Consider the following 24,529-nt stretch of genomic DNA (forward strand, 5'->3'; position numbering starts at 1 on the left):
GACCGCCGCGCTGGTCGTCCCGCTGTTGGCGATCTGGAACTGGCCGGTGAACAGGCCGCGCACCGCGTTCTGGACGGTGCGGTCGAAGTTCTGGCCGGCCCAGATCACGAACGCGATCTGGATGATCGCGCCGACCAGCGCGAGGAAGGGCAACGACACGAGGGCGAACTCGACCGCGGCGGCCCCCTCGGCGGCGGCGGCGAACGTGCGGATCGGTGATGGGCGAAATGCGCGGACGAGGCGGCGAGGCATGACACCTGAGGCGGATGAGATACGTTATTCAGACGCTATCCACCCGAAGATCTAAACCAAAGTTGAATCGCCCTACCAACCCTAGATGACATCCTGCGGCGTCATCACGACATGAGCACAACCCTCGGTCGCACGGAACACCCCCTCATCTAGGACAATAAGGCGATCGGCCGGGATAAAGACTTGCGGAGAGCGGCGCATCATGTCGGCCGGGAAAAAATGACTTTCCGCCGTTCGCGATCTGCTCGATCCGTGAGCGACGATGCTTTGGAACCCGGAACGAAAAAGGCCCCGGATGCGTGATCCGGGGCCTTCACAATATCAGGAGCAAGGTGCCGACGGCGCCCGGCGGGCGGGTGCTGCCTAGAACGGGATGTCGTCGTCGAGGTCGTAGTTGCCGCGCGAACCGCCGCCACCGCCCGCGGGCGCCGGGGGCTGACGCCGCTCGCTGCCGCCCTGGGAACGGCCGCCGCCATACTCGCCGCCGCCGCCGCCGCGGCTGACCTGGCCGCCGCCCTCGTCGTCGGCCGCCATCTCGCCACCGCCGCCGCGCCCGTCGAGAATCGTCATCTCGCCGCGGAAGCGCTGGAGCACCACCTCGGTGGTGTACTTCTCGACGCCGGAATTGTCGGTCCACTTCCGGGTCTGGAGCTGGCCCTCGATGTAGACCTTCGAGCCCTTGCGCAGGTACTGCTCGGCCACGCGGGCGAGGTTCTCGTTGTAGATCACGACCGAGTGCCACTCGGTCTTCTCCTTGCGCTCGCCCGACGCCTTGTCCTTCCACGACTCGGAGGTCGCGAGGCGCAGGTTGACCACCGGATCGCCGGAGCCGAGGCGGCGCGTCTCGGGATCGCGCCCGAGATTGCCCACCAGAATGACCTTGTTGACGCTGCCCGCCATCGCTCTCTCCTTCGCCGTCGGATCTCACAGGGCTCGGTCCGGCCGAACCCGCGGGTGCTCTTCATGAGCCTCGGGACGAGCCCGGGCAACCGGCGCAGCGGCGCTTGTCCCCATCACCCACACGCGGCGCCGGCCTCCTGTGTTCTATCTTTGTTCCGATTACGCGGCAAGCCGGTGCCGCATCGCGCGGCGCCGGCTGCGAAGTCCCGCTCAGGCGACGTGGACGATGAGCTTGCCGAAGTTGCGGCCCTTCAGCAGGCCGATGAAGGCCTCGGGCGCGTTCTCCAGGCCCTCGACCACGTCCTCGCGGTACTTCACCGATCCATCCGCGATCCATCCGCCGACCTCCCGCTCGAAGGCGTCGATCTGGCTCGCGAAATCCCAGACGATGAAGCCCTGGATCCGCAGGCGCTTGGTCAGCACCGCGCGCATCAGCAGCGGCGACCGGTCGGGGCCGGGCGGTAGCTCGGTGGCGTTATAGCCGGCGATCAGGCCGCAGACCGGCATGCGCGCGAAGTCGTTCAGCAGCGGCAGCACCGCCTCGAAGACCGCGCCGCCGACGTTCTCGAAGTAGACGTCGATGCCCTTCGGGCAGGCGGCGGCCAGCGCGCCGGGCAGGTCGTCGGAGCGATGGTCGACCGCGGCGTCGAAGCCGAGCTCGCGCGTGAGGTAGGCGCACTTCTCGGGGCCGCCCGCGATGCCGACGGCGCGCGCACCCTTGAGCTTGGCGATCTGCCCGACGAGCGACCCCACCGGCCCGGCGGCGGCGGCCACCACCACGGTCTCGCCGGGCTTCGGCTCGCCGATATTGAGGAGCCCGGTATAGGCGGTCATGCCGGGCATGCCGAGGACGCCGAGCGCCGTCGTCGGCGGTGCGACCGCGGGATCGACCTTTCGCAGGCCCTTGCAGTCGGACACCGAGAACTCCTGCCATCCGCCGAAGGCCTGGACCAGGGTGCCGACGGGGAAGTCCGGGTGCTCGGAGCGCATCACCTCGCTCACCGTCCCGCCGGTCATCGGCTCGCCGATGCCGACCGGCTGCGCGTAGGATTTCGCCGCGCTCATCCGGCCGCGCATGTAGGGGTCGAGCGAGAGCCAGCGTGTGCGCAGCAGGATCTCGCCGGCGCGCGGCGTCGGGACGACGGCCTCCTCGAGGCGGAAGTTCTGCAAGGTCGGCTCGCCGTGCGGACGCGCGGCGAGGACGATGCGGCGGTTCTTGGCGGCCATGCCGGGTCTCCGTGAGGGTCGAGGATCGATCGGCCTATCATGTCGCAGCGGCGAGGCCCGATGTCACCGTCGCGCGCGTTCCGCGTTGCCCGATCGAACCGATCCCCAAAACACGAGAGCAACCGCATGCGCGTCGGATCCGGACTCGCCCTCGCCATCGCGTCGATCACCCTCGCCGGCCAGGCCGCCGCGGCGCAGGACCCGCTGGCGCGCTATCGCCAGGCGTCGCGCGTGCTCGTCCTGTCCGCCCCGGATGCCGACGATCGCCGGCTCGCCGAGCAGCGCGCCGCCGTCGAGGCGGCGCGTGCCGGGTTCGGCGAGCGGGATCTCGTGGTGGTCGAGGCGGTGGGTGATGGGGAAAGCGCCGCGGTGATCCGGCGGCAGCTGCGCCTTCCGGCCGACGCGTTCCGCGCGGTGCTCGTCGGCAAGGACGGCGGCGCCAAGATCACGGCGGCGGAGCCGATCCCGGCACTGCGGCTGTTCTCGACGATCGACGCGATGCCGATGCGCCGGGACGAGATGCGCCGCCAGCGCTGAGCCGAAACAAAAAAGGGCCGCCCGCGGGCAGCCCTCTTTCTCGTTTCCGTCGTCGATCCGCTCAGTAGCAGCGCTCGACCAGCACGCGGCGATAGCCGTACGGCGTCCAGCGGACCCGGGGAACGGTCACGCACTCGCCGCCGTAACCGTAACCGTAGCCACCGTAGGCGGCCGGGGCGTACCCATAGCCGTATCCGTAACCCGGGTAGCCGTAGCCGCCGTATCCCCCGTAGAGGCCGCCGGCGGCGAGGCCGAGGCCGACACCGAGACCCAGGCCGCCGAGGCCGTACCCGTAGCCGCGGCCGTAACCGTAGCCCCGATATCCGCCGAAGCCGCCGCGATAGCCGCCGAAACCGCCCCGGAAGCCGGCGCCACGGAACCCGCCGAAGCCACCGCCACGAAACCCGCCGAAGCCGCCGCCGTGAAACCCACCGCCATGGAAGCCACCGCCGAAGCCGCGCGCCTCGGCCGACGCCGGCAGGTAAGCGAGCGCTCCGACCATCAACGTCGAAGCAAGAAGAAGACGCTTCATCAAACCATCTCCAGAAGAGTCGTGACCGTAACCCCCATCATCCGAGAAACGCGCAGGCGCCGATTTCGGTTCAGGCTGCGACATTCGAAACCGCCTCCTCGCTGCGGCCATCGCGGCTGCTTGAAAAGCGTCGCATTCTGAGGTGAGGAGACGCGCCGCAGGCGTGCGAATGGCTCGGCTGCTTCGAGGCCTCACGATGATGTTACGTCCGACCCTAGCGGCGGCTCTCGCCTTCCTGGCCGTCTCGAGCGGCGGCGCGCGCGCGGAAACGGCCGTCCCCGAGGCCTGCCGGCCCGTCCAGGCGCAGGGCGACAGCTTCACCGTGTGCACCGTCGATCTCCGCCGCCAGCGCGTGCGGCTGTTCTGGCTCGGCGCCGACGGGCAGCCCTATTCGTCGCTCTCGGCGCTCGCCGAGAAGCAGGGCCCGCGCCTGAGCTTCGCGATGAACGCCGGCATGTACGACAAGGGCCAGGCCCCGGTCGGCCTCTACGTCGAGGACGGCCGCGAGATGAAGGGCGTCTCGACCGCCAACGGGCCGGGCAACTTCCACCTCAAGCCGAACGGCGTGTTCTACGTGAAGAGCGAGCGCGCCGGCGTGCTCGACACCGGGCACTACCTCAAGGCACGCCTGAGGCCCGACTTCGCGACGCAGTCCGGCCCGATGCTGGTAATCGACGGGCAGATCCACCCCAAGATCTCTGCCGACGGGCCGAGCCAGAAGATCCGCAACGGCGTCGGCGTCCGCGACGACGGGCGGGTGGCGGTGTTCGCGATCTCAGAGCATCCCGTCACCTTCGGCGCCTTCGCGCGCCTGTTCCGGGACGACCTCGGCTGCCGCAACGCGCTGTTCCTCGACGGCAGCGTGTCGAGCCTCTACGCGCCGACGCTCAAGCGCAGCGACATCAGCCGCCCGCTCGGGCCGATGGTCGGGGCGGTCGCACGATAGGGACGGCCCGCCTCAGCGGCGGGTCGCATCCATGCGCAGGCCGTGCTCGGGCCGCAAGGTCACCCGGTGCAGCGGCGTCATCGGCGGATGATCGGCCGGCATCCGGAACCGCACGGCGCGGACGATGTGGGCCAGCACGATCACCGCCTCCTGCAGCGAGAAGCTCTGACCGATGCAGACGCGCGGGCCCGCCCCGAACGGCAGGTAGGCGAAGCGCGGGATCGCGTCGCGGTTCGCACCGAGGAACCGCTCCGGCACGAAGGCGTCCGGATCGTCCCATAGGGTGCGGTGCCGGTGCAGCACGTAGGGCGCGACCAGCACCATCGACCCGCGCGGCACCTTGATGCGGCCGAGTCGATCGTCGCGGATCGCCTGGCGGCTGAGGAACGGCACCGGCGGGAACAGGCGCATCGCCTCCTCCATTACCGCCTTGGCGAAGGGCAGCGCCTCGATCGCGACGTCGCCGTCGCCCGCCGCGTCGACCTCGGACTCGAGGCGCTCGCGGGCGGCGTCGTCCTTCGCCAAGCAGTACAGCGCCCAGGTCAGGGCATTCGCCGTGGTCTCGTGCCCGGCGGCGATGAAGGTGACGATGTTGGCCTGAACCTCGAGGTCGGTGAGGCCCTTGCCGGTCTCGGGGTCCTGCGCCGCCAGCAACAGCGTCATCAGGTCCTGCGGCGCGCCGCCGGCCGCCAACAGCGCCTTGCGGCGGGCGATCAGCTCCTCGACCACCTCGGCGAAGTAGCGCCCCGCCGGCCGCGCCCGCAGGCGTCCGAGCCGGGGCACGAAATCGGGCACGCCGAACACGTCGAGCGGGTCGATCGGCCCGACGGCCTCGAGGAAGCGGGTGATCGCCCGCCCGAGCGCATCGGGATCGCCGGGCAGGCCCTGGGTGAAGATCGTCCGCTCCAGCACGTCCAGCGTCACGCGGGTCATCTCCAGCGCGACGTCGACCTGCGTGCCGTCGCGCCGGACGAGGCGGCGGGCGAGCTTGGCGCCGGACGCGTTCATCGCATCGGAAAAACCCTGCACGGTGCGCGCCGAGAAGATCGGCGCCAGCGTCCGCCGCTGCAGCTTCCAGGCGTCGCCCTCGGCGCTGAGCAGGCCGTTGCCGAGCCCGGGCGCCAGGACGCGGCGCTGGAGGTCGTCCTTGCGGTAGTTGCCGACGTTCTCGACGAGGAGGTAGCGAATCAGTGCCGGGTCGCTGACCACGGTGATGCGGCCCATGGCGCCGTCGCCGGCCACCACGGGGGCGGTGAAGTGATCCTCCATCCAGGTGGTGATCGGGTTCTTGCGCGCCGCCTTGAGGAACTCGAACAGGCCCATCGCCGTGCGGCGCGGCGCCGGCACCGGCGGCCGGAAGCGGGACGCCACCGGCGCATCCGTGTCGATCGCGATCGTCGCCGTCATTCGGGCGCCATCCTTGCTTGGCGCGACGGGGAACAGGCCGCCGCGTTTGTCGGGACACGGCCGGAAAAGCGCCTTCGCGATTTGCCGCCGCCTGTCGTAGGTAGGCACCGCACCGCACCGAACGTAGAGGCCACGATGTCGCCGCAGCCCGAGACCGCCACCCGCACGGAATCCGACACTTTCGGGCCGATCGAGGTTCCGGCGCACCGGTATTGGGGGGCGCAGACCCAGCGCTCGATTCAGAACTTCAAGATCGGCACCGAGCACATGCCGGCGCCGCTCGTCCACGCGCTGGGCCTCGTCAAGCAGTCGGCCGCCCTGGTGAACCAGGATCTCGGCGGCCTCGACCCGAAGGTGGCCGAGGCGATCGCGGCGTCGGCGGCCGAGGTGGTCGAGGGCCGGCACGACGACGAGTTCCCGCTGGTGGTGTGGCAGACCGGATCGGGCACCCAGTCCAACATGAACGCCAACGAGGTGATCGCCAGCCTCGCTAACGAACGGCTCGGGGGCAAGCGCGGCGGCAAGTCGCCGGTCCACCCCAACGACCATTGCAACCGCGGCCAGTCCTCGAACGACGTCTTCCCGACGGCGATGCACATCGCGGTATCGCGCGAGATCACCGAGCGCCTGATGCCGGCGCTGACGCACCTGCACACCGCGCTCGACGCGAAGGCGAAGGCCTTCGAATCGATCGTCAAGATCGGCCGCACCCACCTGCAGGACGCGACCCCGGTCTCGCTGGGCCAGGAATTCTCGGGCTACGCCGCGCAGGTCGCGCTCGGCGGCTCGCGCATCGCGGCGACGCTGCCCGGCGTGCTGGCGCTGGCGCAGGGCGGCACCGCCGTCGGCACCGGGCTGAACGCGCATCCGGAATTCGCCGAGCGCTTCGCCGCCAAGGTCGCGGCGCTGACCGGCCTGCCCTTCACCTCGGCCGCCAACAAGTTCGAGGCGCTGGCGACCCACGACGCGCTGGTGTTCACGCAGGGCGCGCTCTCGGCGCTCGCCGCCGGCCTGTTCAAGATCGCGCAGGACATCCGCCTGCTGGCATCCGGCCCGCGCTCCGGGCTGGGCGAGCTGTCGCTGCCGGAGAACGAGCCGGGCTCCTCGATCATGCCGGGCAAGGTCAACCCGACCCAGTGCGAGGCGCTGACGATGGTCTGCGCGCAGGTGATCGGCAACGGCACCACGGTGAGCTTCGCCGGCAGCCAGGGCAACTTCGAGCTCAACGTGTTCAAGCCGGTGATCGCCAACGCGGTGCTGCAGTCGATCCGCCTACTCGCGGACGCGGCGGTGAGCTTCACCGACAACTGCGTCGTCGGGATCAAGGCCAACGAGGACAAGATCGCCGACCTGATGAGCCGCTCGCTGATGCTGGTGACCGCGCTCGCGCCCTCGATCGGCTACGACAAGGCCGCCGAGATCGCCAAGACGGCGCACAAGAACGGCACCACCCTGAAGCACGAGGCCCTGCGCCTCGGCTACGTGACGGAGGCCGAGTTCGAGCGCGTGGTGCGGCCCGAGACCATGCTGGCCCCGAGCGCCGAGTAGGCCGAAGCCGAGACCCGGGAGATCGACGCGATGGCCGAGATCATCAACCTGCGCCAAGCCCGCAAGGCACGCCTGCGGGTCGAGAAGGACGAGAAGGCGGCCGACAACCGCATCGCCTTCGGCCGCCCGAAGAAGGCCCGGACCCTGCAGGAGCGCAAGACGGCGATCGAGGTCGCCCGCCACGAGGGCCACAAGCTGGTCGGGCCGGATCCGGAGACCTGAGCGAGGGTGCGCCGCCGCGCGACGTCCGTTTCCCTGGAGGGAGCCACGGCGTTCACCGATCTCGTCCGATCCAAGTAAATTGCTTCTGATACCGCTTCACTCTGTCATCCCGCGGCTGCGCAGCAGAGCCCGGGATCCAGAGCCGCCGACGGCGGCATCCGAGGCACGACCTGCGGTTCTGGATCCCGGGCTCGCCTTCGGCGCCCCGGGATGACGGGGAAGGTTGGGAAGGGAGGGAAGAGCCCGCGATGAGCATCACCAAGCGCTCGGTGATGATCGCCGGCCACCGCACCAGCGTGTCGCTGGAGGATCCGTTCTGGACCGCTCTGTGCGAGATCGCCGCAGCACGCGGCCAATCGGTGCAGGCGCTGATCGGGGCGATCGATGCCGGCCGCGACGGCCAGAACCTGTCCTCGGCGATCCGGGTCTTCGTGCTGGCGTCATTTCGCGAGCGGGCACCCTGACCGGTCGTCAGCGCCGGATGTCGCGAAGGCTGAGCGAGGCGGCCGGCACCGCGCCGGAGGCGGTCGACGTCGTCGTGCTCACCACGCGCTCGCGGCCTACGGGCATACGCCCGGCCACCTTGCCTTCCACGTCGAGAGCGAAGGGCGGCGGATGCTGATCTGGGGCGATTGCGCCCACCACGAGGTCGCCTCGCTCGCCGAGCCCGGCTGGCACGCCCTGTTCGACATGGACAAGGCCGCGGGCGCCGCGACGCGCCGGCGGATCTACGACATGGCAGCCACCGACGACCTCGTCGTCGCCGGCTACCACACCTCGTTCCCCTCGCTCGGCTACGTCGGGCGCAGCGGCACCGGCTATCGCTGGATCCCGGTCACCTATCAGCTCGAACGCTGAGGTTCGTCACTCCGCCGCCTGCAGCGCCGGCTCGGCCGATCGCCCGATCGCGGCCGGCCGTGGCCCGCCGGTCGCCCAATCCAGCAGCTCCACCGTGTGGACGATCGGGATCGCGGTGCCCTTCCCGATCTGGGTGGCGCAACCGATGTTGCCTGTGGCGATCACGTCGGGGCGCATGCGCTCGATGTTGGCGACCTTGCGCGCCCTGAGCTTGCCCGCCAGCTCCGGCTGCAGGATGTTGTAGGTGCCGGCCGAGCCGCAGCAGATGTGCCCCTCGGGCACGTCCTTCACGGTGAAGCCCGCCTGCTTCAGCAAGGCCTTCGGCTCGGTGCGGATGCCCTGGCCGTGCTGCATCGAGCAGGCGGAATGGTAGGCGACGACGAGGTCGCTCTCGATCACCGGCGCGATGCCGAGCGTGGCGACGAACTCGGTCACATCCTTGGCCAGCGCCGAGACCCGCGCCGCCTTGTCGGCATAGGCCGGGTCGTCGCGGAACATGAATCCGTAATCCTTGATCGTCGTGCCGCAGCCGGACGCCGTGACGAGGATCGCGTCGAGCCCGGCGCCGTCGGCCTCCGCGATCCAGGCGTCGATGGTGCGCTTGGCCTGGGCGTGCGAATCGCCCGTCCTGCCCATGTGGTGGGTGAGCGCGCCGCAGCAGCCCTCCCCGTCCGCATGCACCACCTCGACGCCGTGCCGGGTCAGCAGGCGGATCGCCGCCGCGTTGAAATCGGGGCGGAGCACGCTCTGGGCGCAGCCGCGCAGCAGCGCCACGCGCTTCCTCTCGGCCCGGGCGCCGACGGCCGGGAAAGTCGCGGGCCGGTTCGTCGGCTCGCGGCCCGGCAGCGCGGCGGGCGCGAGGTCGAGCATCGCGGCGAGGCGGTTGCCGACCCGCGGCAGGCGCGCGACCAGCGGCTTGAACGGCGCGCCGAGCTTGGCCGCCCACAGGGCCAGCCGGAACCGGCCGGGATGGGGCAGCACGAAAGCCAGGATAGCCCGGAGCGCGCGGTCGTCGAGCCGCCGGGAGAACGTCTCCTCGATATGGCTGCGGGCGTGGTCGACGAGGTGCATGTAGTGCACGCCCGATGGGCAGGTCGTCATGCAGGACAGGCACGACAGGCAGCGGTCGACGTGCTTGACCACCTCGGCGCTCGCCGCCTTGCCGCCCTCGAGCATGTCCTTGATCAGGTAGATCCGCCCGCGCGGGGAATCCAGCTCGTCGCCGAGCAGCAGGTAGGTCGGGCAGGTCGCCGTGCAGAACCCGCAATGCACGCAGGTGCGCAGGATCTTCTCGGAGGTCGCCATCGCCGGGTCGGCGAGCTGAGCGAGGGAGAAATTGGTTTGCATTTCAGACTATTCCGCACACTGCTCCAAAACAAAAACTCAAGTCGTTTTCGAATATCTTATGTGTTCTATTTTTGTCAAAATATACAAATGGCTTACTGCTAAATTTTTCCCCTGTAAGGCCATTTTCGATTTCTAAATTATAATTAAACATGTCTTCGTCATAATAATGCATTGTGCTTGCATAAACAAAAATAGCATCTATATCCGATCCAGTTCTTTCTTTGATATAATGTCTAAGCTCCCTAAGCCTCGTGACGTCGCCGGACGGATAGATGTCTCTCGAAGATCCTTTTCTTTTTACTTCGATAAGCGCACAAATTCTCTGAGAATCGTCAATTATTGCTATATCCACCCTCCTTATGTCGTTATTATACTTCTTCGCTCTCGTATCAGAAAAATGATCTCTTAAATTTCGATTTATATTTGTGAAGGTGTATTCCTGTATTACGTTGTAATTATATCCTCTCAAGATATTCCAGCATTCTCTTGCAGCAGAAACTTCAAGTACTTTTTCAGGTATAGACTTTTCTACAGCACGAAATTCTCTTTTGCCTGTCATCTCCATGTATTTATACTGTGATTCGATAATCGCCAATGCGAGGGCTCGCCGCAAATCTAGTTTCAATTTCACTTTACATCCCCGCGTACATCCGCCCAGGGTTGAAGACCCCCGCAGGATCGTGCGCCGCCTTGATCCCCTGCGTCACCCGCATCAGCGGCTCGGACAGCGGCTGGAACACCGGCACCGCGGCGCGCACCGCGTCGGGCGCGCGGATCAGCGTGGCGTGGCCGCGGTGCTCGACGAGCGCCCCGCGGATCGCCGCGGCCCCGGCATCGCCCGCGCTCGGCACGGCGAGCCAGACCAGGCCGCCGCCCCAGTCGTAGAACCAGCGGGCCGGCATCGTGCGGCCGATCGCGGCGGCGAGCGCCGGCCCGCGCGTCGGAGCGGTCGAGAGTCGCCACACGGCGTCCGCCGAGCCGGCGAACGGCGTCGCGTCGCGGATCGCCGTCCACAGGGCGGCTCCGGGCTCGCCATCCAGGATTTCGGCGGCGCCGAAGCGCTTCAGGAGCTTGCGCAGCTCGCCGATGCGGTAGTCGAGGGAGTCGGAGAAGCCTTCGAGGCGCATCAGCGTGCGGGGGTCCTCGCCGTCGATCCCCGCGGGGAGGTGCGCCGCGCCGGTGAGCTCGAACGGCGAGCCCAGCGCGGCGGCGAGCGCGGCGACGGCGCGGGCGTCGTCGAGCCCCGAGAAGACCAGCGTCGCGACGCGTTCCTGCACCGGCAGCACCTTGAAGGTGACCTCGGTCAGCAGCCCGAGGGTGCCCCAGGAGCCGGCCATCAGCTTCACGAGGTCGAGGCCGGTGACGTTCTTCATCACCCGGCCGCCGGACTTGATCGCCTGCCCGCGGCCGTTGACGAAGCGCACGCCGATCAGGCTGTCGCGGGCGGCCCCGGCGTTGATGCGGCGCGGCCCGGAATTGTTGGCCGCCGCGACCGCGCCGAAGCTCGGCGCGCCGGCGCTGCCCATCAGGGCCCGGGCGTCCATCGGCTCGAACGGCAGCATTTGGCCGCGCGCGGCGAGCAGCGCCTGGACCTCCGAGAGCGGCGTGCCGGCGCGCGCCGCGATCACCATCTCGGCCGGCTCGTACAGGGTGATCCCGGAGAGCGCCCGCGCCGACAGGGTCGCCTCGTCCTGCGCCGGCCGGCCGATCCCGGCCATGGTGTCACCGCCCACGAGGCGCAGGCGCTCGGACCGGCCGGCGGCCGCACCGACGATCTCGGCCGCCTCGCCCTCGTCGCGGGGCTCATAGAATGGCATCGTTTCCTGCCCGGTCGCGTGTTTTCGGCGGATGCCTTCTGCGCGGCATCCTTGTGGCCGCGATCATGCGGGATCGCGGCCGCCTTGCAAAGTGGAACCGCTCTACTCTGCGGCCAGGGGATGGGTGGAACGGACGCGCCCCGCGACCTGGCTGCGCAGGCCGGCGATGTCGAAGATCCACACCAGGGCCGCGTAGAGGCCGGCGCCGAGCGGCACGGCGAGACCGAGCGCGAGCGGCGGATCGAGATGGCGCAACGGCGTGAGCGCCAGGGCCATGGCGCCGCAGGCCGCGCTCGCAGACAGGATCTCGCTCCAGGGCAGCACGAGCCGGTCGCGTCCGGTCAGGGCCCGCACGGCCAGCCAGGCGAAGGCCGCGCCGAGCGCCAGCGTCTGGGCCAGCGCCACGCCGGCGCCGCCGAGCAGCGGCGGCAGGACGAGTAGGCCGAGCCCGTTGACGGCGAGCCCCGCCGCCGCGGCCGCGATCACCGGCAGGGTGCGGCGACGGATCTGGAACACCGGGTTGATCGCGAAGAACATCATCGCGAGGCAGAACAGGCCCGGGATCAGCAGCAGCGCGTAGAGGGCGAACGGCCCGCGATAGGCCTCGGGCACCACGAGCGCCTCGAGCGCCGGCAGCACCGCCCAGAACCCGACGGCGCAGGGCAGCAGCAACGCGAAGACCGTGGCGGCGTTGGCGGCGACCTGACGTTCGGCCGCCGCACGTCCGTGCAGCTCCTCGACGCGGACTGCGAGCTGGAACAGCAGCAGGTCGAGCGCCGTGCCGAGCATGGTCAGGCTGCGTGCGGTCACGTCGGCAGCGAGGGCGAAGTAGCCGGCCTCGGCGAATCCCGCCTGCGCCGCGATGGTGCCGCGGTTGAGGAACGGCAGGAGCTGGTAGACGGCGTTGGCCGCGATCAACGGCAGTCCGTAGCGCAGGAACAGCGTCCAGGTCTCGCGCCGACGATGATGCTCCACCGTCGTCACCGGGTCGCGCAGCGGGTGGCGCAGGATCAGCACCGCGAGGAGCTGGCTCAGCCCGGCGGCGGCCAGCACCCAGGCCGGCTGGCGCAGATACCAGGCGGCCGCCGCCATCATCGCGAAGGCCAGCACGTTCTTCACCGCGACGAGGCCGAAGTAGAGCTTGCCGTCGAAGCGGGCGCGGGCGAGCGCGGCGTGGTAGTCGAACACGCCGATGCCGAGCGCCGCCAGCATCGCGCCGGACAGGATCGCGGCGTGGCCGTCGGGGCCGTCGCCGAGACCGAGGCCGCCGGCGATGGCCGCGGCGGACAACAGCAGCGCCGCGAGGATGGCGTAGGCCCGGTCGAGGCCGTGGCGGATCCACGGCTCGTCGAGGCGCACGCGCACGGAATAGAACCGCGTCGCCGACAGGCGCAGCCATTCGAACAGCACGGTGGTGATCACCAGGGTGCCGGCGGTGGCCAGTGCGAACCGTCCGAAGTCGGCCGGCCCGAGCAGCTTGGCGATGAGCAGGCCGAGGACAAAGTTCAGCCCGGCATTCAGGACGAAAGCGGCGATCACGGCCATGGACGAGCCTTCGGGGACGAACGAGCCTTCGGGGACGAACCGGCACGGGCGAGCGCGGCCTGCGGCCTCGATCTAGCGCCGCGCCGGTAAGATTCCCTGAATCCGGCACGACGAGGGCGCGCCGGAACGGTTTGGCGCCGAAGACCGTTTCCGCGTCCGGTCCAAACCTTCCCCGGAGTCCCCGTCAGATGCGCATTCTCGTTCCCGCCGCCGCGATCCTCGCCCTCGCGGGCATCCAGGCCGCCACCGCCCAGACCACCGTGATCGAGCGCGGCGCGCCGGACACCGTCGTCGTCGACCGGCCGGCGACCGAGAGCAAGACGGTCGAGACCCGCGAGAGCAGCGACGGCTGCTCCACGAAGACGGTCACGTCGACCAACGACGAGGGCGACCGCAAGACGGTGCGCAAGGAGCGCTGCGACTGATCTTTCGGCCTCAGCCGCTCCGGCGCTGCCGGGGCGGCACCTGCGCCGTGCCCGGCGCGTCGTCGACGAGCGGGCGCTCGTAGCGCCACGCTTCCATCCCATCCTCGTAATAATCCTCGCGCACGTCGAAGCGGGTGTAGCCGCGCCGCTCGTACAAGCGCAGGCCGGCGCCGTTGTCGGCGCGGACCTCGAGGCGCAGGCGGGTGCAGCCGTGGCGGCGGGCCTCGTCCTCCACCGCCTGCATCAGCCGCCCGCCGAGGCCGAGACCCGAACGGGACGACGACACCGCGATCGACGAGAGCCGCGCGTTGCGGCTGTTGCGGCGGCGCTCCAGCGTCGCCGCGCCGATGAGGACGTTGGTCCCGTCCTCCTCCTCCAGCAAGGCGACCAGCACGCTCATCGAGGGCGAGCGGATCGCGTGCCGGATCGCACGCCGCTCCGCGCGGTCGGTCGAGAAGGTCGCGTTCTCCAGGGCGACCAGGGCATCGAGATCGTCGAGGCGCGCGGGGCGGATCTTCAGTTCGCCGTCGGCTTGCGGGCTCACGCGGTCCCCCGGGGCCGAATCGTCCGCCGTCTCACCCCGACCATGATGACCGCCGCTCACCGCCCGCCGCACGCGCAGCACGACGCCCGGATGCCGCGGACCGGCAGGGCGTCGCCACCGTCGACCGGCGTCAGATGCCCCCTCTTCGCGCGCTTGGGAAGCCCGGCCACGGCCGAGCGCTGCGTTTTGGCAACAGCTGCCCGCTCTGCACAGGGAATCCCACCGCGTGGCGGCGATTTCTCCTTGTGATGGCGCGGCGGCGTCCGTATATCCGCCCTGCCCAATTTCGCACGTGCCTGTGGCCGCGTGTCGGTTGGTGGGCATCCGGCCAACTGCCGGACAGCCGCCAGGGGTCTTAAAGGATCGATGGTCGACAGGGTGGATCCCCTCCGGCCGGCATCCAGGTGGCGACACCGGACCCCGACAACAACCGGCAGCCGGAGGCGAAACCGGCGAACCCCGCTCTCCACGGGGGACGCAGCTTAAAGCAACGACGAACGGGCTTTTTTGGTCTCGTCGGCCCTCCAAAGGCCGGCACCGAAGAGGCTTGTTTCTCCTTGCCCGGCGTGCGGATGGGAAAACCCCGTCCAATCCACGGCAGCCTCCGGGTGCTTTTCGCGCCCGCACGGATCGTCGCGTCTCCACAGCGCGCGGGTCCGCGCGACGCATCGGCCCCAGACGCCGGCGGTCCGCCTGGACCGTCACTTCTTCGACGGCGCGCTCCCCCGTGGGCGGCCCCGCGAACCTGTGGGTTGGAACCGACATGACCGATCGCATCCGCGACTTCCTGCGCGTCCGCCGCGACCTCGGGCGCGACGAGGGCCCCGTGATGGTGCTCGACCTCGACGTGGTCCGGGACAACTACACCGCGTTCGCCCGCGCGCTGCCCGACACCCGCGTGTTCTACGCGGTGAAGGCCAACCCGGCCCCCGAGGTGCTGCGCCTCTTGGCCGACATGGGCTCGTGCTTCGACACCGCGTCGGTCGCCGAGATCGAGATGGCGCTCGCGTCCGGCGCCACCGCCGAGCGGATCTCCTTCGGCAACACCATCAAGAAGGAGCGCTGCATCGGCCGCGCGCTCCGTCTCGGCATCCGCCTGTTCGCGGTCGATTGCGAGGCCGAGGTCGAGAAGATCGTCCGCGCCGCCGCCGCCGCCGGGGTCGAGGCCGGGGCGGTGCAGGTGTTCTGCCGCATCCTGTGCGACGGAGCCGGCGCCGACTGGCCGCTGTCGCGCAAGTTCGGCTGCGAGCCGGAGATGGCGGTCGACGTGCTGGATCACGCCCATCGCCAGGGCCTCTCGGCCTACGGCGTCTCGTTCCACGTCGGCTCGCAGCAGGGCAACACCGAGGCGTGGGACGGAGCGCTCGCCTCCGCCTCGACCATCTTCCGCGAGTGCGCGCTCCGCGGCATCGGCCTGTCGATGGTCAACCTCGGCGGCGGCTTCCCCACGAAGTACCTCAAGCAGGTGCCGGGCGTGGAATCCTACGGCGATGCGATCTTCCGCGCGCTCACCAAGCACTTCGGCAACCGGCTGCCCGAGACGATCATCGAGCCGGGCCGCGGCATGGTCGGCAACGCCGGCCTGATCGAGGCCGAGGTCGTGCTGATCTCGAAGAAGTCGGCCGCGGAGGACGAGGTGCGCTGGGTCTACCTCGACATCGGCAAGTTCGGGGGGCTGGCCGAGACCATGGACGAGTCGATCCGCTATCCCGTCCGCACTGCGCATGACGGCGACCGGATGGCGCCGTGCGTGCTGGCCGGCCCGACCTGCGACTCGATGGACGTGCTCTACGAACGCGATCACTACCCGCTGCCGGTCTCCCTCTCCATCGGCGACAAGGTGCTGATCGAGGGCACCGGCGCCTACACCACGACCTACGCCGCGGTCGCCTTCAACGGTTTCCCGCCGCTGCAACAGATCGTGATCTGACCCGATCCGCACCTTCGGCGGCCGCGGGTCGTTAGGGCATCCGAACCCAGACCGCGCATCCCGATCGGCCGGCTCTCATCCGGTCGCCGGCGGGGATGCGCGGATCCTCGAGCGTCACGCCATGACGGGGCGGTTACGGTCATGATCCAGATCCGGGCGGAGCATCATCTCGACGTCGCGGCGCGCGAGCGCCTGCTCGACGCCTGCTTCGGCGCGAACCGCCGCGCGAAGACTTCGGAGCGCCTGCGGGAAGGCCGCCTGCCCGCCCGCGGCCTCGCCTTCTCGGCGACCCGCCACGGGCGCCTGATCGGGACGCTGCGGCTCTGGACCGTCGAGGCCGGCGCCCGGCCGGCCCTGCTTCTCGGGCCGCTCGCCGTCGACCCGGCGCTGCAGCGCCAGGGCCTCGGCCGGGTCATGATGCATGCCGCCCTCGGCCGCGCCGAATCCCTCGGGCACGGCGCCGTGCTGCTCGTGGGCGACGCGCCCTACTACGACCGCTTCGGCTTCTCGGGGGCGCTGGCGGCCGACCTCACGCTGCCCGGCCCGTTCGCGCGCGAACGCTTCCTCGGCCTCGAGTTGCGAGCGGGCGCGCTCACCGGCGCCGAAGGATTGGTGCGGGCAACGGGCGTCCTCGATGCCCCGGCGGATCTCGGCACCGCGGGCGCGGCGAACGGCCGACGACGCGCCGCCTGAGCGCGACCGGGCCGGCCGGGGCGGCACGGCCGCGTACCCGGGTGGCGCGACGGAAGCGTAGCCGGGCGGCTCAGCGGCTGCCCGGCTCGATCGCCGGCAGTTCGTTAGGGCCGAGGCTTCCGCCGGCCGCGGCCTGCGGGCCGGCGACGCCGCGGGCGCGATTGGCCAGGGCCACGGTCAGCTTCTCGGCGGCATCCGGCTGCATCACGGCCAGCACCTCCGCCATCTTGCGCGGATTCATCGCCAGCACCAGCGATACCAGGACGTCCTGGCCGAGACGGTCGAAGACCCGGGCGGCCTCCTTCGGCTTCATCGTCTCGTACATCGTCACGAGGTTCTTCAGGCCGGCCTTCTCGGCCTCGGCCTTGGCCTTGCCGGATGTGTCGACCTTGTCCTCGGCCTGCTTGAGGTCGCCGAGCCCGGTCTCGAGCTTGCGCTCGGCCTCGCCGAGCATCTTCTCGCGCAGCTCCAGCTCGTCGCTCTTCTGCTTGAGCGCGTCGCGCCGGGCGCCGAGCTTCTCCAGCAGGGCGCGCTCGCTCGGCGAGACTGGCTCGGGCATCGGCGGCTGAGCCTGGGGCGGCGGCTCGGGCTTCTTGGCATCCGCCTTCGTCTCGTCCTTCGGCGTCACCGATCCGGTGGTGGCGGGGTCGGCCAGCTCGTAGCCGGCGCGGGCCTTGGCGAGCACCTGGGCGAGGGCCGGCAATTCGGTGCCGACCTGCGGCGTCTCGACCGACATCGCGATGAGCTTCAGCACCAGCAGCCCGGCGGCGGCGAGCGTGACCGCATCGATCATCCGCAGGCGCAACGGACGGATCGCGCGCATGCGCGCGCGCGCCAGGGCGGTCAGGGCCTTCGCGTTGTTGGCGCCCCGGACGACCTTGGCCGCGCGCGCGCCCTCGGCGGCCGCGAGCGCGGTTCGGGCGGGGTCGGTCCGGGCGGGAGGCCCAGCACTCATGCGGCGCGGCTCCGCACCCTGTGGAGGGCGCGCTCGGTCATCGCGAGGGCGGCGGCGGCGGCGGCGCCGAGGCGCTCGCCGTTCGGGCCGTCGGAGGCCGGCGTCTCGCTCGCGACGCGCATCGTCGGGCGCTGCACGGCCGGCTCGGGCGCGACGGGCCGAGGCACGGCGCCGCGCATCTGCGTGACGATCGCCCCGATGCGCGCGATCACGCCCTCGCCGGCCTCGACCTGCGCGGCGATGTCGGCGGCGTAGCGCTCGGCGGTGCCGAGGCGTTCCGCCAGCGTGCGGTCGCACTCGTCCAGCGTGCTGCGCAGGCCGGCGATGGCGCGCTCGGCGGTCGAGGTGGCGACCATCAGGTCGCCGATGGTCTGGCGCAGGGCAGCCTCGTCGCCCTTCAGCTGCGCGATGCGGCGCGACAGCTTGATCGACGACACGATGGTGGCGACGAGCAGGACGGCGACGAGGCCGTCTGCGGCGAGCGTGACGAGGAGGCTCATGACCGAAAATCCATCGCTCAGGTGTCGCTTCGGTTGTTCATCGAGGCCTCGTAGGCCTGGAGCGTGGTGCGCGAGCGCCGCAACGGCCGCGTCACCTGCACGGCGATGCTGTCGTCGACGCGCCCGATCCGCCCCTGCGTCAGCGCCCACTCGCCGCAGCGGACCGTGATGAGGTCGCTCGGCTTGGCGTCGAACATCAGCGTGTCGCCGACCTTCAGCGCCATGACGCGCTTCAGCGGCAGCGTCATCTCGTGGAGCACCGCCTCTATCGTCATGTCCGCCTGCCAGATCTCGGTGGCGAGGTGCCCTTCCCAGACGTGGTCGCGGCCGAGCTTCTCGCCCATGAAGCTCTGCATGAGCAGTTCACGGATCGGCTCGATGGTGGCGTAGGGGAACAGGATCTGCAGCAGGCCGCCGCGCCCGTCCATGTCGAGGCGGAGCGAGATCAGGATCGCCGCGTTGGCCGGCCGGGTGATGGTGGCGAAGCGCGGGTTGGTCTCGATCCGGTCGATCGCGAACCGCACCGGCGACAGCGGCTGGAACGACAGCTCGAGGTCGCCGAGGATGATCTCGACCAGGCGCCGGACCAGCTGCATCTCGATGGTGGTGAAGGGACGCCCGTCGAGGCGGCTCGACGAGCCGCCGCGCTTGCCCCCGAGCAGCAGGTCGAGCGTCGAGTAGGCGAGGTTCGACTCGACCGTGACCAGCCCGGAATTCTCCCAGGCGTCGGCCTTGAACACCCCGAGCAGGGTCGGCAGCGGGATGGCGTTGAGGTAGTCGCCGAAGCGGACCGAGGTGATGTTGTCGAGGGTGACCTCGACGTTGTCCTGGAAGAAGTTGCGCAGCGAGGTCGACAGCAACCGGATCATCCGGTCGAAGACGATCTCCAGCATCGGCAGGCGTTCGTACTGGACGACGCCTGAATCGACGATGGCGCGGACGCCGCCGGCGCCCGAGGCCGACAGCTCGCGCAGCGAGAAGCCGACGACGTCGTCGATCTCGTCCTGGCTGAGGATGCGGTCGTTGCCGGCGAGCTCGGGAAGGTTGTCGCTCTCCCCGTCCTCGATCATCGTCGCCCACTCGGCGGCGACGTCGCTGGCGTTGCGGGTGGTGCCCTGCTCCGCGAGCGCGGCGCCCCACTCGTCGGCGAGCGACGCGTCCCCGCCCTCGGCGCCCTGCTCGATCAGGGCTGCCGACCAGTCGTCCTCCACGTTCGGGTCGTCGGGTTCCATGAGGGGCTCGGTTGCAGAGAGGCGCGGTCGGGCTCGGGTTTGCGGCCGGTCGCTACTGGACGATCACGTCCTTGAAGAGTACCGCCTCGACACGGGCGGGATAGACCGCGACGTTGACCCGCTTCAGCAGCTCCTCGCGGAGGCGATACAGGCCGAGCGATCCGGAGAGGTCGCTGCCGCGCAGGTCGCGCATGTAGATCTGCAGCGCGTCCTCGACCCGCGGCATCAGCGGCTTCACCTCGCTCTCGACCTTCGCGTCCTTGAGCTCGAGGGCGATGCGGACCTTGGCGAACTTGGCCTTTTCGACGCCGGCCTCGGGGCTGAGGTTCATCACCATCTCTCGGACGTCGAGGAAGATGGACGGCTTCTTCACCTCCGCGACCTCGGCGGCGTGCTCGGCCTCGGCCTCGGCGGCGGCACGCTTCTTCAGCATGAACGCGCCCCCTCCCCCGCCGAGGAGGAGCACGGCGGCCGCGACGATGATGATGAGCTTCTTCTTGCTCTTCGGGGCTGCGGCCTCGCCGCCGGCACCCTCGGCGGTATCCGCTTTCTTGGGCTTCTTGGCCATGAGCGGTGGTCCGCGATCCGTCGGGTGAGCATCCGGGCCCACGCCTATCGGGTGCGGGCCCCTTCGAGGCTCCGGTATCGGCCGGCAGGGTTAACACGCCGTTAAGCCGGCACAATCTGCCGGGTCGGCTTTGCCGCCGGACCGATCCGGTCGTTTCGGCCGACCCGCGATCGCCCCGCCAAGCCGTTGACTTCAAACACGAAAATCGGTTTTCGCACTCTGGCACGAGGGATGCGGATATCCCCCCGCCGCCACCGCGGCACGACGGATCGAGTCCACGATGCAGAATGCCCTCCTCGTCGGCGTGTCGAGCCAAATGGCGCTTCAGCGCGAGCTCGACGTCATCGCCAACAACATGGCCAACGTCTCAACCACAGGCTTCAAGGGCCGTTCGACGCGCTTCCAGGAATACCTGATGCCGACGGCGAGCGCGGACACCTTCGCCGGCTCGGATCGCCGCCTCTCCTACGTGATCGACCAGGGCACCGCGCTCGACCTCGGCCAGGGCGCGATCGAGCCCGACGGCAACCCGACCCACGTGGCGATCCAGGGCGAGGCGTTCTTCTCGGTGCAGACGCCACAGGGCGTGCGCTTCACCCGCAACGGCGCCTTCGAGGTGAACGCGCAAGGCACCCTCGTCACCAGCGACGGCTACGCGGTGCAGGGCGAGGGCGGCCCGATCACCGTCAACCCGCAGGAGACCGGGCTCTCGATCGGCCCCGACGGCACGGTCTCCACCAATCTCGGCGTGCGCGGGAAGGTGCGGCTGGTGACCTTCGCCAACCCGCAGACCCTGACTAATGCCGGCGCCAACCTCTACGAATCGAGCGCGCAGCCGCAGCCCGCGGGGATCAGGGGGCGCCTCGAATCGGGTGCGCTGGAGAAGTCCAACGTGCGCCCGGTGCTCGAGATGACCCGGCTGATGGACGTAAACCGGACCTACGCCATGGTCTCCAGCGTGATCACGCGGCTCGACGATCTGCGGGGCACGGCGATCCGCCGCCTCGCCGACGTCGCCTGAGCGGGAGCTAGACGATGCGCGCGCTCTACGCCGCCGCCACCGGCATGGCGGCCCAGGAACTCAACGTCCAGGTCATCTCGAACAACATCGCCAACCTTCGCACCACGGGCTACAAGCGCCAGCAGCCGCATTTCCAGGATCTGCTCTACCAGAACCTGCGCCGCGCCGGCGCCTCGACCTCGGACCAGAACACGCAGCTTCCGGCCGGCCTCGCCATCGGCTCGGGCGTGAAGACGGTCTCGACCGCCCGCATCATGTCGCAGGGCACGCTGACCTCGACGGAGAAGGATTACGACGTCGCGATCCGCGGCGAGGGCTTCTTCCGCGTGACGATGCCGGACGGGCGCACCGCCTACAGCCGCGACGGCTCCTTCGACCTGTCGGCGCAGGGGCAGCTCGTCACCCGGGACGGCTACCTCGTCGATCCCGGCATCACCGTGCCGAACACCGCCACCGCCGTCACCATCAGCGCCACCGGCGCGGTGCAGGCGACGCTGCCCGGGCAGACCGCACCGCAATCGCTCGGCCAGTTCCAGCTCGCCCGCTTCGTCAACAAGACCGGCCTCGAATCGATCGGCGACAACCTGTTCATCGAGACCGCGGCCTCGGGTCCGGCGGTCAGTGGGCTGCCCGGCGGCGAGGGCTTCGGCAACCTCCAGCAATCGTACCTGGAAGAGGCGAACGTGAACGCCGTCACCGAGATCTCGTCGCTGATCGCCGCGCAGCGCGCCTACGAGATGAACTCGAAGGTCGTCACCGCCGCCGACCAGATGCTCTCCACCACCTCGCAGATGTTCCGCAGCTAGCGCCGCCCGGAGCCCGACGGTCATGTTCCATTCCCCCGCCTACGACGAACCGCGCCAGGAGGCCGAGCTGCGGCCGATCACGCGTTCCGCCGGCCTGCGCACCGCCCCGCTCGGCGTCGCGGTGCTGCTGCGCGCGGCCTTCGCTTTCCTCGCGCTGGCCGTTCTCGGCGCCTACACGCTGCCGGCGTTCGCCGACGAGGCGATGCGCCTGCGCGGCGACGTCACCGCGCGCGGCGACGTGCTCACCCTCGAGGATCTCGTCGAAGGCGCGCCGAGCTCGGCGGCCAAGCGCCCGCTGTTCCGGGCGCCCGCGCTCGGCGCCACCGGCACGATCCAGGCCCGCCGCATCCTCGAGGCGGTCGCGGCCCTCAACCTCGGCGCCGTCGAGACGGGCGGCCGGCTCCAGGTCGCGGTCCAGCGCGCCGCGCGCCGGGTTGGAGCCCAGGAGATCGAGGCGGCGCTGCGCCGTGCGCTCGAGACCGCTTACGGGGTCGACGCGAAATCGGTGAGCGTGCGCCTCGACGGGGACGGGCCGATGCTGCTGGCGCCGGTCGATCTCGACGGCCAGGTCGTCGCCCTCGATCTCAACTACGATCCGCGCTCGCGCCGCGTCGGCGGGTTGATGACGCTCGGCGAGCGCCAGGCCTCGCTGCGGGTCTCCGGCGTGGTGATCGAGATGCGCGACGTCGCCATCGTCAACCGCACCCTCAACCGCGGCGAGCCGGTCACCGCCGCCGACCTGACGATCGAGCGCCGCCCGCGGGAAGGCTCGCCGCCGGACGCGCTGGCCTCGGGCGCGACGCTGGTCGGCGAGGTCGCGCAGCGCACGCTGAGCCAGGGCGCGATCCTCCGCACCGGCGATACCGCCCCGCCGGAACTCGTCGCCCGCGGCGAGGCGGTGACCATCGTCTACGAATCCCCCGGCATCAGCCTGGCGATGCGCGGCCAGGCCACCGATGCCGGACGGCTGGGCGCGACGGTCAACGTCGTCAACATTGCCTCGAAGAAGGTTCTCCAGGCGATCGTGATCGGCCCGGGCCGCGTCTCGGTCGGCCCGGCCCCACCGCAGCGGCAGGCGAGCGCCGAGCCGCCGACCACGCTTCGCTGACCGCACCCATCAAGATCAGGCAGAGACGATCCGATGCGTCATCCTTCGCGCTCCCCGCGCCGCGCCCTGCCCCTCGCCGCGGCGCTGGTCGCCTGCGCCGGGCTCGGCGCCTGCAACACCATGGACCGCCTGTCCCAGGTCGGCGCGCAGCCCAACCTGTCGGCGATCGAGGATCCGACGGCGCAGGCCGGCTACAAGCCGGTCCGCCTGCCGATGCCCGACGTGCAGCCGGTCTCGTATGCGCCGAACTCGCTCTGGCGCACCGGCTCGCGCGCGTTCTTCAAGGACCAGCGCGCCGCGCGGATCGGCGACCTCGTCACGGTGAAGGTCAACGTCACGGATCAGGCCAACATCTCGAACGAGACCAAGCGCTCGCGCAGCAACACCGAGAATTTCGGCTTGCCGAATGCCGGCGGCCTGGAGAAGAACGCCGCCGTGCTCGCCGCCGGCGTGTCGCCCGACAAGCTGCTCGCCGCCACGTCGAGCTCCTCGAACGACGGCGTCGGCTCGGTCCAGCGCAACGAGACCGTGTCGACCAACGTCGCCGCGATCGTGACGCAGGTCCTGCCCAACGGGAACCTGGTGGTCGAGGGCAAGCAGGAGATCCGGATCAACTTCGAGGTGCGCGAGCTGATCGTGGCCGGCGTGGTCCGCCCGGAGGACATCGAGTCGGACAACACCATCGAATCGACCAAGATCGCCCAGGCGCGCATCGCCTATGGCGGACGCGGCCAGATCACCGACGTGCAGCAGCCGCGTTACGGCCAGCAGATCGTCGACATCCTGCTGCCGTTCTGACCAGGGCCGAACGCTCCGATCAGGTGTGCTCGGTGCCGGGCCGGTTGGGGCGCGGCGCCTCGCCGTGCCCCGAGATCACCGCCGAGCGGGTGGGATCGTGCTTGATCTTCGCGACGCGCGTCCGCTGCCAGACCGCGATCACCGTCGCGACCACGATCGTTCCGATGGCGAGGACCGGAATCAGAACATCGTTGTCCATGGACGTGCCTCCGATGATGTGATCGGGTAAAGCACGGTCAAGCCCGGGGGTTCCCGCGGCTCAGCTTGCGATTTTCCGGGCTACGGCACAGTCGAGACCGCCCGGTTACTGAAAAACCGCATGCTGCACCGCGAGAGACTTCAGTCGTCGCGGTAGACGCGCTCGCGGCGCTCGTGACGCTCCTGCGCTTCCAGCGACAGGGTCGCGATCGGCCGGGCATCGAGCCGGCGCAGCGAGATCGGCTCGCCGGTCTCCTCGCAATAGCCGTAGGAGCGGTCCTCGATCCGCGCCAAGGCCGCATCGATCTTGCCGGTGAGCTTGCGCTGCCGGTCGCGGGCCCGCAGCTCGATCGCCCGGTCGGTCTCCGACGAGGCGCGGTCGGCGAGGTCGGGGTGGTTCTCGTTCTCGCTCTGCAGCGCAACCAGGGTGTCCTGCGCCTCGCGCAGGATGTCGCTCTTCCAGCCGAGCAGCTTGCGCCGAAAATACTCGCGCTGACGCTCGTTCATGAAGGGCTCGTCGTCGGACGGAACGTAGCCGTCCTCCAGCGTCACCTTCGCCATTCGTCGCCCTTCCATAGTCCCGTACGGCCGGTCCGCGGCGATAATTGCCTGC

At 69.9% G+C, this 24,529-nt stretch carries 28 protein-coding genes and 1 pseudogene; 13 read left to right on the top strand and 16 right to left on the bottom strand.

Annotation, left to right across the window (positions count from 1 at the left end; translation table 11 throughout):
• From MKK55_RS11000 to MKK55_RS11010, 3 genes are all read right to left on the bottom strand, one after another.
• Nucleotides 1–252, bottom strand: a 252-nt coding sequence (locus MKK55_RS11000) for a TadE/TadG family type IV pilus assembly protein (protein ID WP_243934692.1), incomplete at its 3' end; no start/stop codon positions are given.
• A gap of 363 nt (nt 253–615) precedes the next feature.
• Nucleotides 616–1,152: a single-stranded DNA-binding protein gene (gene ssb, locus MKK55_RS11005; RefSeq protein WP_243934693.1), complete on the bottom strand. Its 537-nt coding sequence runs from the start codon at nt 1,150–1,152 to the stop codon at nt 616–618.
• A gap of 210 nt (nt 1,153–1,362) precedes the next feature.
• Nucleotides 1,363–2,379, bottom strand: coding sequence for an NADP-dependent oxidoreductase (locus tag MKK55_RS11010; RefSeq protein WP_243934694.1), 1,017 nt, complete (start codon nt 2,377–2,379; stop codon nt 1,363–1,365).
• Nucleotides 2,380–2,505: 126 nt separating this feature from the next.
• On the opposite strand from MKK55_RS11010, the gene MKK55_RS11015 reads away from it, so the two are divergent.
• Nucleotides 2,506–2,916 (top strand): DUF4174 domain-containing protein, encoded by a 411-nt coding sequence (locus MKK55_RS11015; protein ID WP_243934695.1) that lies wholly within the window; start codon nt 2,506–2,508, stop codon nt 2,914–2,916.
• A gap of 61 nt (nt 2,917–2,977) precedes the next feature.
• On the opposite strand, the gene MKK55_RS11020 is transcribed toward MKK55_RS11015, so the two are convergent.
• On the bottom strand, nt 2,978–3,448 hold the full coding sequence (locus tag MKK55_RS11020) for a hypothetical protein (RefSeq protein ID WP_147727334.1): 471 nt from the start codon (nt 3,446–3,448) through the stop codon (nt 2,978–2,980).
• Nucleotides 3,449–3,644: 196 nt separating this feature from the next.
• On the opposite strand from MKK55_RS11020, the gene MKK55_RS11025 reads away from it, so the two are divergent.
• On the top strand, nt 3,645–4,394 hold the full coding sequence (locus MKK55_RS11025; RefSeq protein ID WP_243934697.1) for a phosphodiester glycosidase family protein: 750 nt from the start codon (nt 3,645–3,647) through the stop codon (nt 4,392–4,394).
• Between the two features lie 12 nt (nt 4,395–4,406).
• Here MKK55_RS11025 and MKK55_RS11030 read toward each other — a convergent pair whose 3' ends face one another.
• Complete coding sequence (locus MKK55_RS11030; RefSeq protein ID WP_243934699.1) at nt 4,407–5,801, bottom strand: cytochrome P450; 1,395 nt, start codon at nt 5,799–5,801, stop codon at nt 4,407–4,409.
• Between the two features lie 135 nt (nt 5,802–5,936).
• Between MKK55_RS11030 and fumC the strand changes: the two genes are divergently transcribed.
• The 4 genes and pseudogenes from fumC to MKK55_RS11050 all read left to right on the top strand — a co-directional run.
• Nucleotides 5,937–7,349: a class II fumarate hydratase gene (fumC, locus tag MKK55_RS11035; RefSeq protein ID WP_243934700.1), complete on the top strand. Its 1,413-nt coding sequence runs from the start codon at nt 5,937–5,939 to the stop codon at nt 7,347–7,349.
• A 30-nt stretch (nt 7,350–7,379) separates the two neighbouring features.
• The gene (locus tag MKK55_RS11040) at nt 7,380–7,571 is read left to right on the top strand and encodes a DUF4169 family protein (RefSeq protein ID WP_147727338.1); all 192 of its coding nucleotides are present in this window, start codon (nt 7,380–7,382) and stop codon (nt 7,569–7,571) included.
• Nucleotides 7,572–7,819: 248 nt separating this feature from the next.
• A complete protein-coding gene (locus MKK55_RS11045) occupies nt 7,820–8,035 on the top strand; it encodes a ribbon-helix-helix domain-containing protein (RefSeq protein WP_243934701.1) in 216 nt (71 codons plus the stop codon).
• An 85-nt stretch (nt 8,036–8,120) separates the two neighbouring features.
• Nucleotides 8,121–8,429, top strand: a pseudogene (locus tag MKK55_RS11050) (MBL fold metallo-hydrolase); the annotation flags it as partial.
• A gap of 6 nt (nt 8,430–8,435) precedes the next feature.
• On the opposite strand, the gene glcF reads toward MKK55_RS11050, so the two are convergent.
• The 4 genes from glcF to MKK55_RS11070 form a co-directional block, all read right to left on the bottom strand.
• A complete protein-coding gene (glcF, locus tag MKK55_RS11055; protein ID WP_243934702.1) occupies nt 8,436–9,776 on the bottom strand; it encodes a glycolate oxidase subunit GlcF in 1,341 nt (446 codons plus the stop codon).
• A 1-nt stretch (nt 9,777) separates the two neighbouring features.
• Nucleotides 9,778–10,407 (bottom strand): hypothetical protein, encoded by a 630-nt coding sequence (locus MKK55_RS11060; protein WP_243934703.1) that lies wholly within the window; start codon nt 10,405–10,407, stop codon nt 9,778–9,780.
• 1 nt (nt 10,408) lies between these two features.
• The gene (locus MKK55_RS11065) at nt 10,409–11,593 is read right to left on the bottom strand and encodes an FAD-binding protein (protein WP_243934704.1); all 1,185 of its coding nucleotides are present in this window, start codon (nt 11,591–11,593) and stop codon (nt 10,409–10,411) included.
• 102 nt (nt 11,594–11,695) lie between these two features.
• Nucleotides 11,696–13,138 (bottom strand): lipopolysaccharide biosynthesis protein, encoded by a 1,443-nt coding sequence (locus tag MKK55_RS11070; RefSeq protein WP_243934705.1) that lies wholly within the window; start codon nt 13,136–13,138, stop codon nt 11,696–11,698.
• Nucleotides 13,139–13,326: 188 nt separating this feature from the next.
• Between MKK55_RS11070 and MKK55_RS11075 the strand changes: the two genes are divergently transcribed.
• Complete coding sequence (locus MKK55_RS11075; RefSeq protein ID WP_243934707.1) at nt 13,327–13,563, top strand: hypothetical protein; 237 nt, start codon at nt 13,327–13,329, stop codon at nt 13,561–13,563.
• A 10-nt stretch (nt 13,564–13,573) separates the two neighbouring features.
• Here the strand turns inward: MKK55_RS11075 and MKK55_RS11080 are convergent, their stop codons facing one another.
• Nucleotides 13,574–14,107, bottom strand: coding sequence for a GNAT family N-acetyltransferase (locus MKK55_RS11080; protein ID WP_243934708.1), 534 nt, complete (start codon nt 14,105–14,107; stop codon nt 13,574–13,576).
• Between the two features lie 763 nt (nt 14,108–14,870).
• Between MKK55_RS11080 and MKK55_RS11085 the strand changes: the two genes are divergently transcribed.
• Together MKK55_RS11085 and MKK55_RS11090 are read left to right on the top strand one after the other, a co-directional pair.
• Complete coding sequence (locus tag MKK55_RS11085; protein ID WP_243934709.1) at nt 14,871–16,037, top strand: type III PLP-dependent enzyme; 1,167 nt, start codon at nt 14,871–14,873, stop codon at nt 16,035–16,037.
• Between the two features lie 141 nt (nt 16,038–16,178).
• Nucleotides 16,179–16,730 carry a GNAT family N-acetyltransferase gene (locus MKK55_RS11090; protein ID WP_243934710.1) on the top strand — a complete coding sequence of 184 codons (552 nt, stop codon included), beginning with the start codon at nt 16,179–16,181 and terminating at the stop codon, nt 16,728–16,730.
• Between the two features lie 70 nt (nt 16,731–16,800).
• On the opposite strand, the gene MKK55_RS11095 is transcribed toward MKK55_RS11090, so the two are convergent.
• Genes MKK55_RS11095 through fliL form a run of 4 tightly spaced genes read right to left on the bottom strand, consistent with a single transcriptional unit; the run spans nt 16,801 to nt 19,985 of the window.
• A complete protein-coding gene (locus MKK55_RS11095) occupies nt 16,801–17,685 on the bottom strand; it encodes a MotE family protein (protein WP_409566052.1) in 885 nt (294 codons plus the stop codon).
• Nucleotides 17,682–18,185 (bottom strand): DUF6468 domain-containing protein, encoded by a 504-nt coding sequence (locus MKK55_RS11100; protein ID WP_243934711.1) that lies wholly within the window; start codon nt 18,183–18,185, stop codon nt 17,682–17,684. Before MKK55_RS11100 ends, MKK55_RS11095 begins: the two co-directional genes overlap by 4 nt.
• Nucleotides 18,186–18,202: 17 nt before the next feature.
• Entirely contained in the window at nt 18,203–19,417 is a 1,215-nt protein-coding gene (gene fliM, locus MKK55_RS11105) for a flagellar motor switch protein FliM (RefSeq protein ID WP_243934712.1), read from the bottom strand.
• A 52-nt stretch (nt 19,418–19,469) separates the two neighbouring features.
• Nucleotides 19,470–19,985, bottom strand: a complete 516-nt coding sequence (gene fliL, locus MKK55_RS11110) for a flagellar basal body-associated protein FliL (RefSeq protein WP_243934713.1) — start codon at nt 19,983–19,985, stop codon at nt 19,470–19,472.
• A 280-nt stretch (nt 19,986–20,265) separates the two neighbouring features.
• Between fliL and flgF the strand changes: the two genes are divergently transcribed.
• Genes flgF through flgH form a run of 4 tightly spaced genes read left to right on the top strand, consistent with a single transcriptional unit; the run spans nt 20,266 to nt 23,718 of the window.
• Nucleotides 20,266–21,006 carry a flagellar basal-body rod protein FlgF gene (gene flgF / locus MKK55_RS11115; protein WP_147841770.1) on the top strand — a complete coding sequence of 247 codons (741 nt, stop codon included), beginning with the start codon at nt 20,266–20,268 and terminating at the stop codon, nt 21,004–21,006.
• 14 nt (nt 21,007–21,020) lie between these two features.
• Nucleotides 21,021–21,812, top strand: coding sequence for a flagellar basal-body rod protein FlgG (gene flgG, locus MKK55_RS11120; protein ID WP_147728051.1), 792 nt, complete (start codon nt 21,021–21,023; stop codon nt 21,810–21,812).
• Between the two features lie 22 nt (nt 21,813–21,834).
• Nucleotides 21,835–22,920 carry a flagellar basal body P-ring formation chaperone FlgA gene (flgA, locus tag MKK55_RS11125; protein WP_243934714.1) on the top strand — a complete coding sequence of 362 codons (1,086 nt, stop codon included), beginning with the start codon at nt 21,835–21,837 and terminating at the stop codon, nt 22,918–22,920.
• Nucleotides 22,921–22,953: 33 nt separating this feature from the next.
• Nucleotides 22,954–23,718 (top strand): flagellar basal body L-ring protein FlgH, encoded by a 765-nt coding sequence (gene flgH, locus MKK55_RS11130; protein WP_147841768.1) that lies wholly within the window; start codon nt 22,954–22,956, stop codon nt 23,716–23,718.
• A gap of 19 nt (nt 23,719–23,737) precedes the next feature.
• Here the strand turns inward: flgH and MKK55_RS11135 are convergent, their stop codons facing one another.
• Nucleotides 23,738–23,917 carry a hypothetical protein gene (locus MKK55_RS11135; protein WP_147728053.1) on the bottom strand — a complete coding sequence of 60 codons (180 nt, stop codon included), beginning with the start codon at nt 23,915–23,917 and terminating at the stop codon, nt 23,738–23,740.
• A gap of 140 nt (nt 23,918–24,057) precedes the next feature.
• Nucleotides 24,058–24,477 (bottom strand): RNA polymerase-binding protein DksA, encoded by a 420-nt coding sequence (gene dksA / locus MKK55_RS11140; protein ID WP_147728054.1) that lies wholly within the window; start codon nt 24,475–24,477, stop codon nt 24,058–24,060.
• Nucleotides 24,478–24,529 lie beyond the last annotated feature (52 nt).

It is taken from the genome of Methylobacterium sp. J-059, from assembly GCF_022829485.1.
GTDB lineage: Bacteria > Pseudomonadota > Alphaproteobacteria > Rhizobiales > Beijerinckiaceae > Methylobacterium.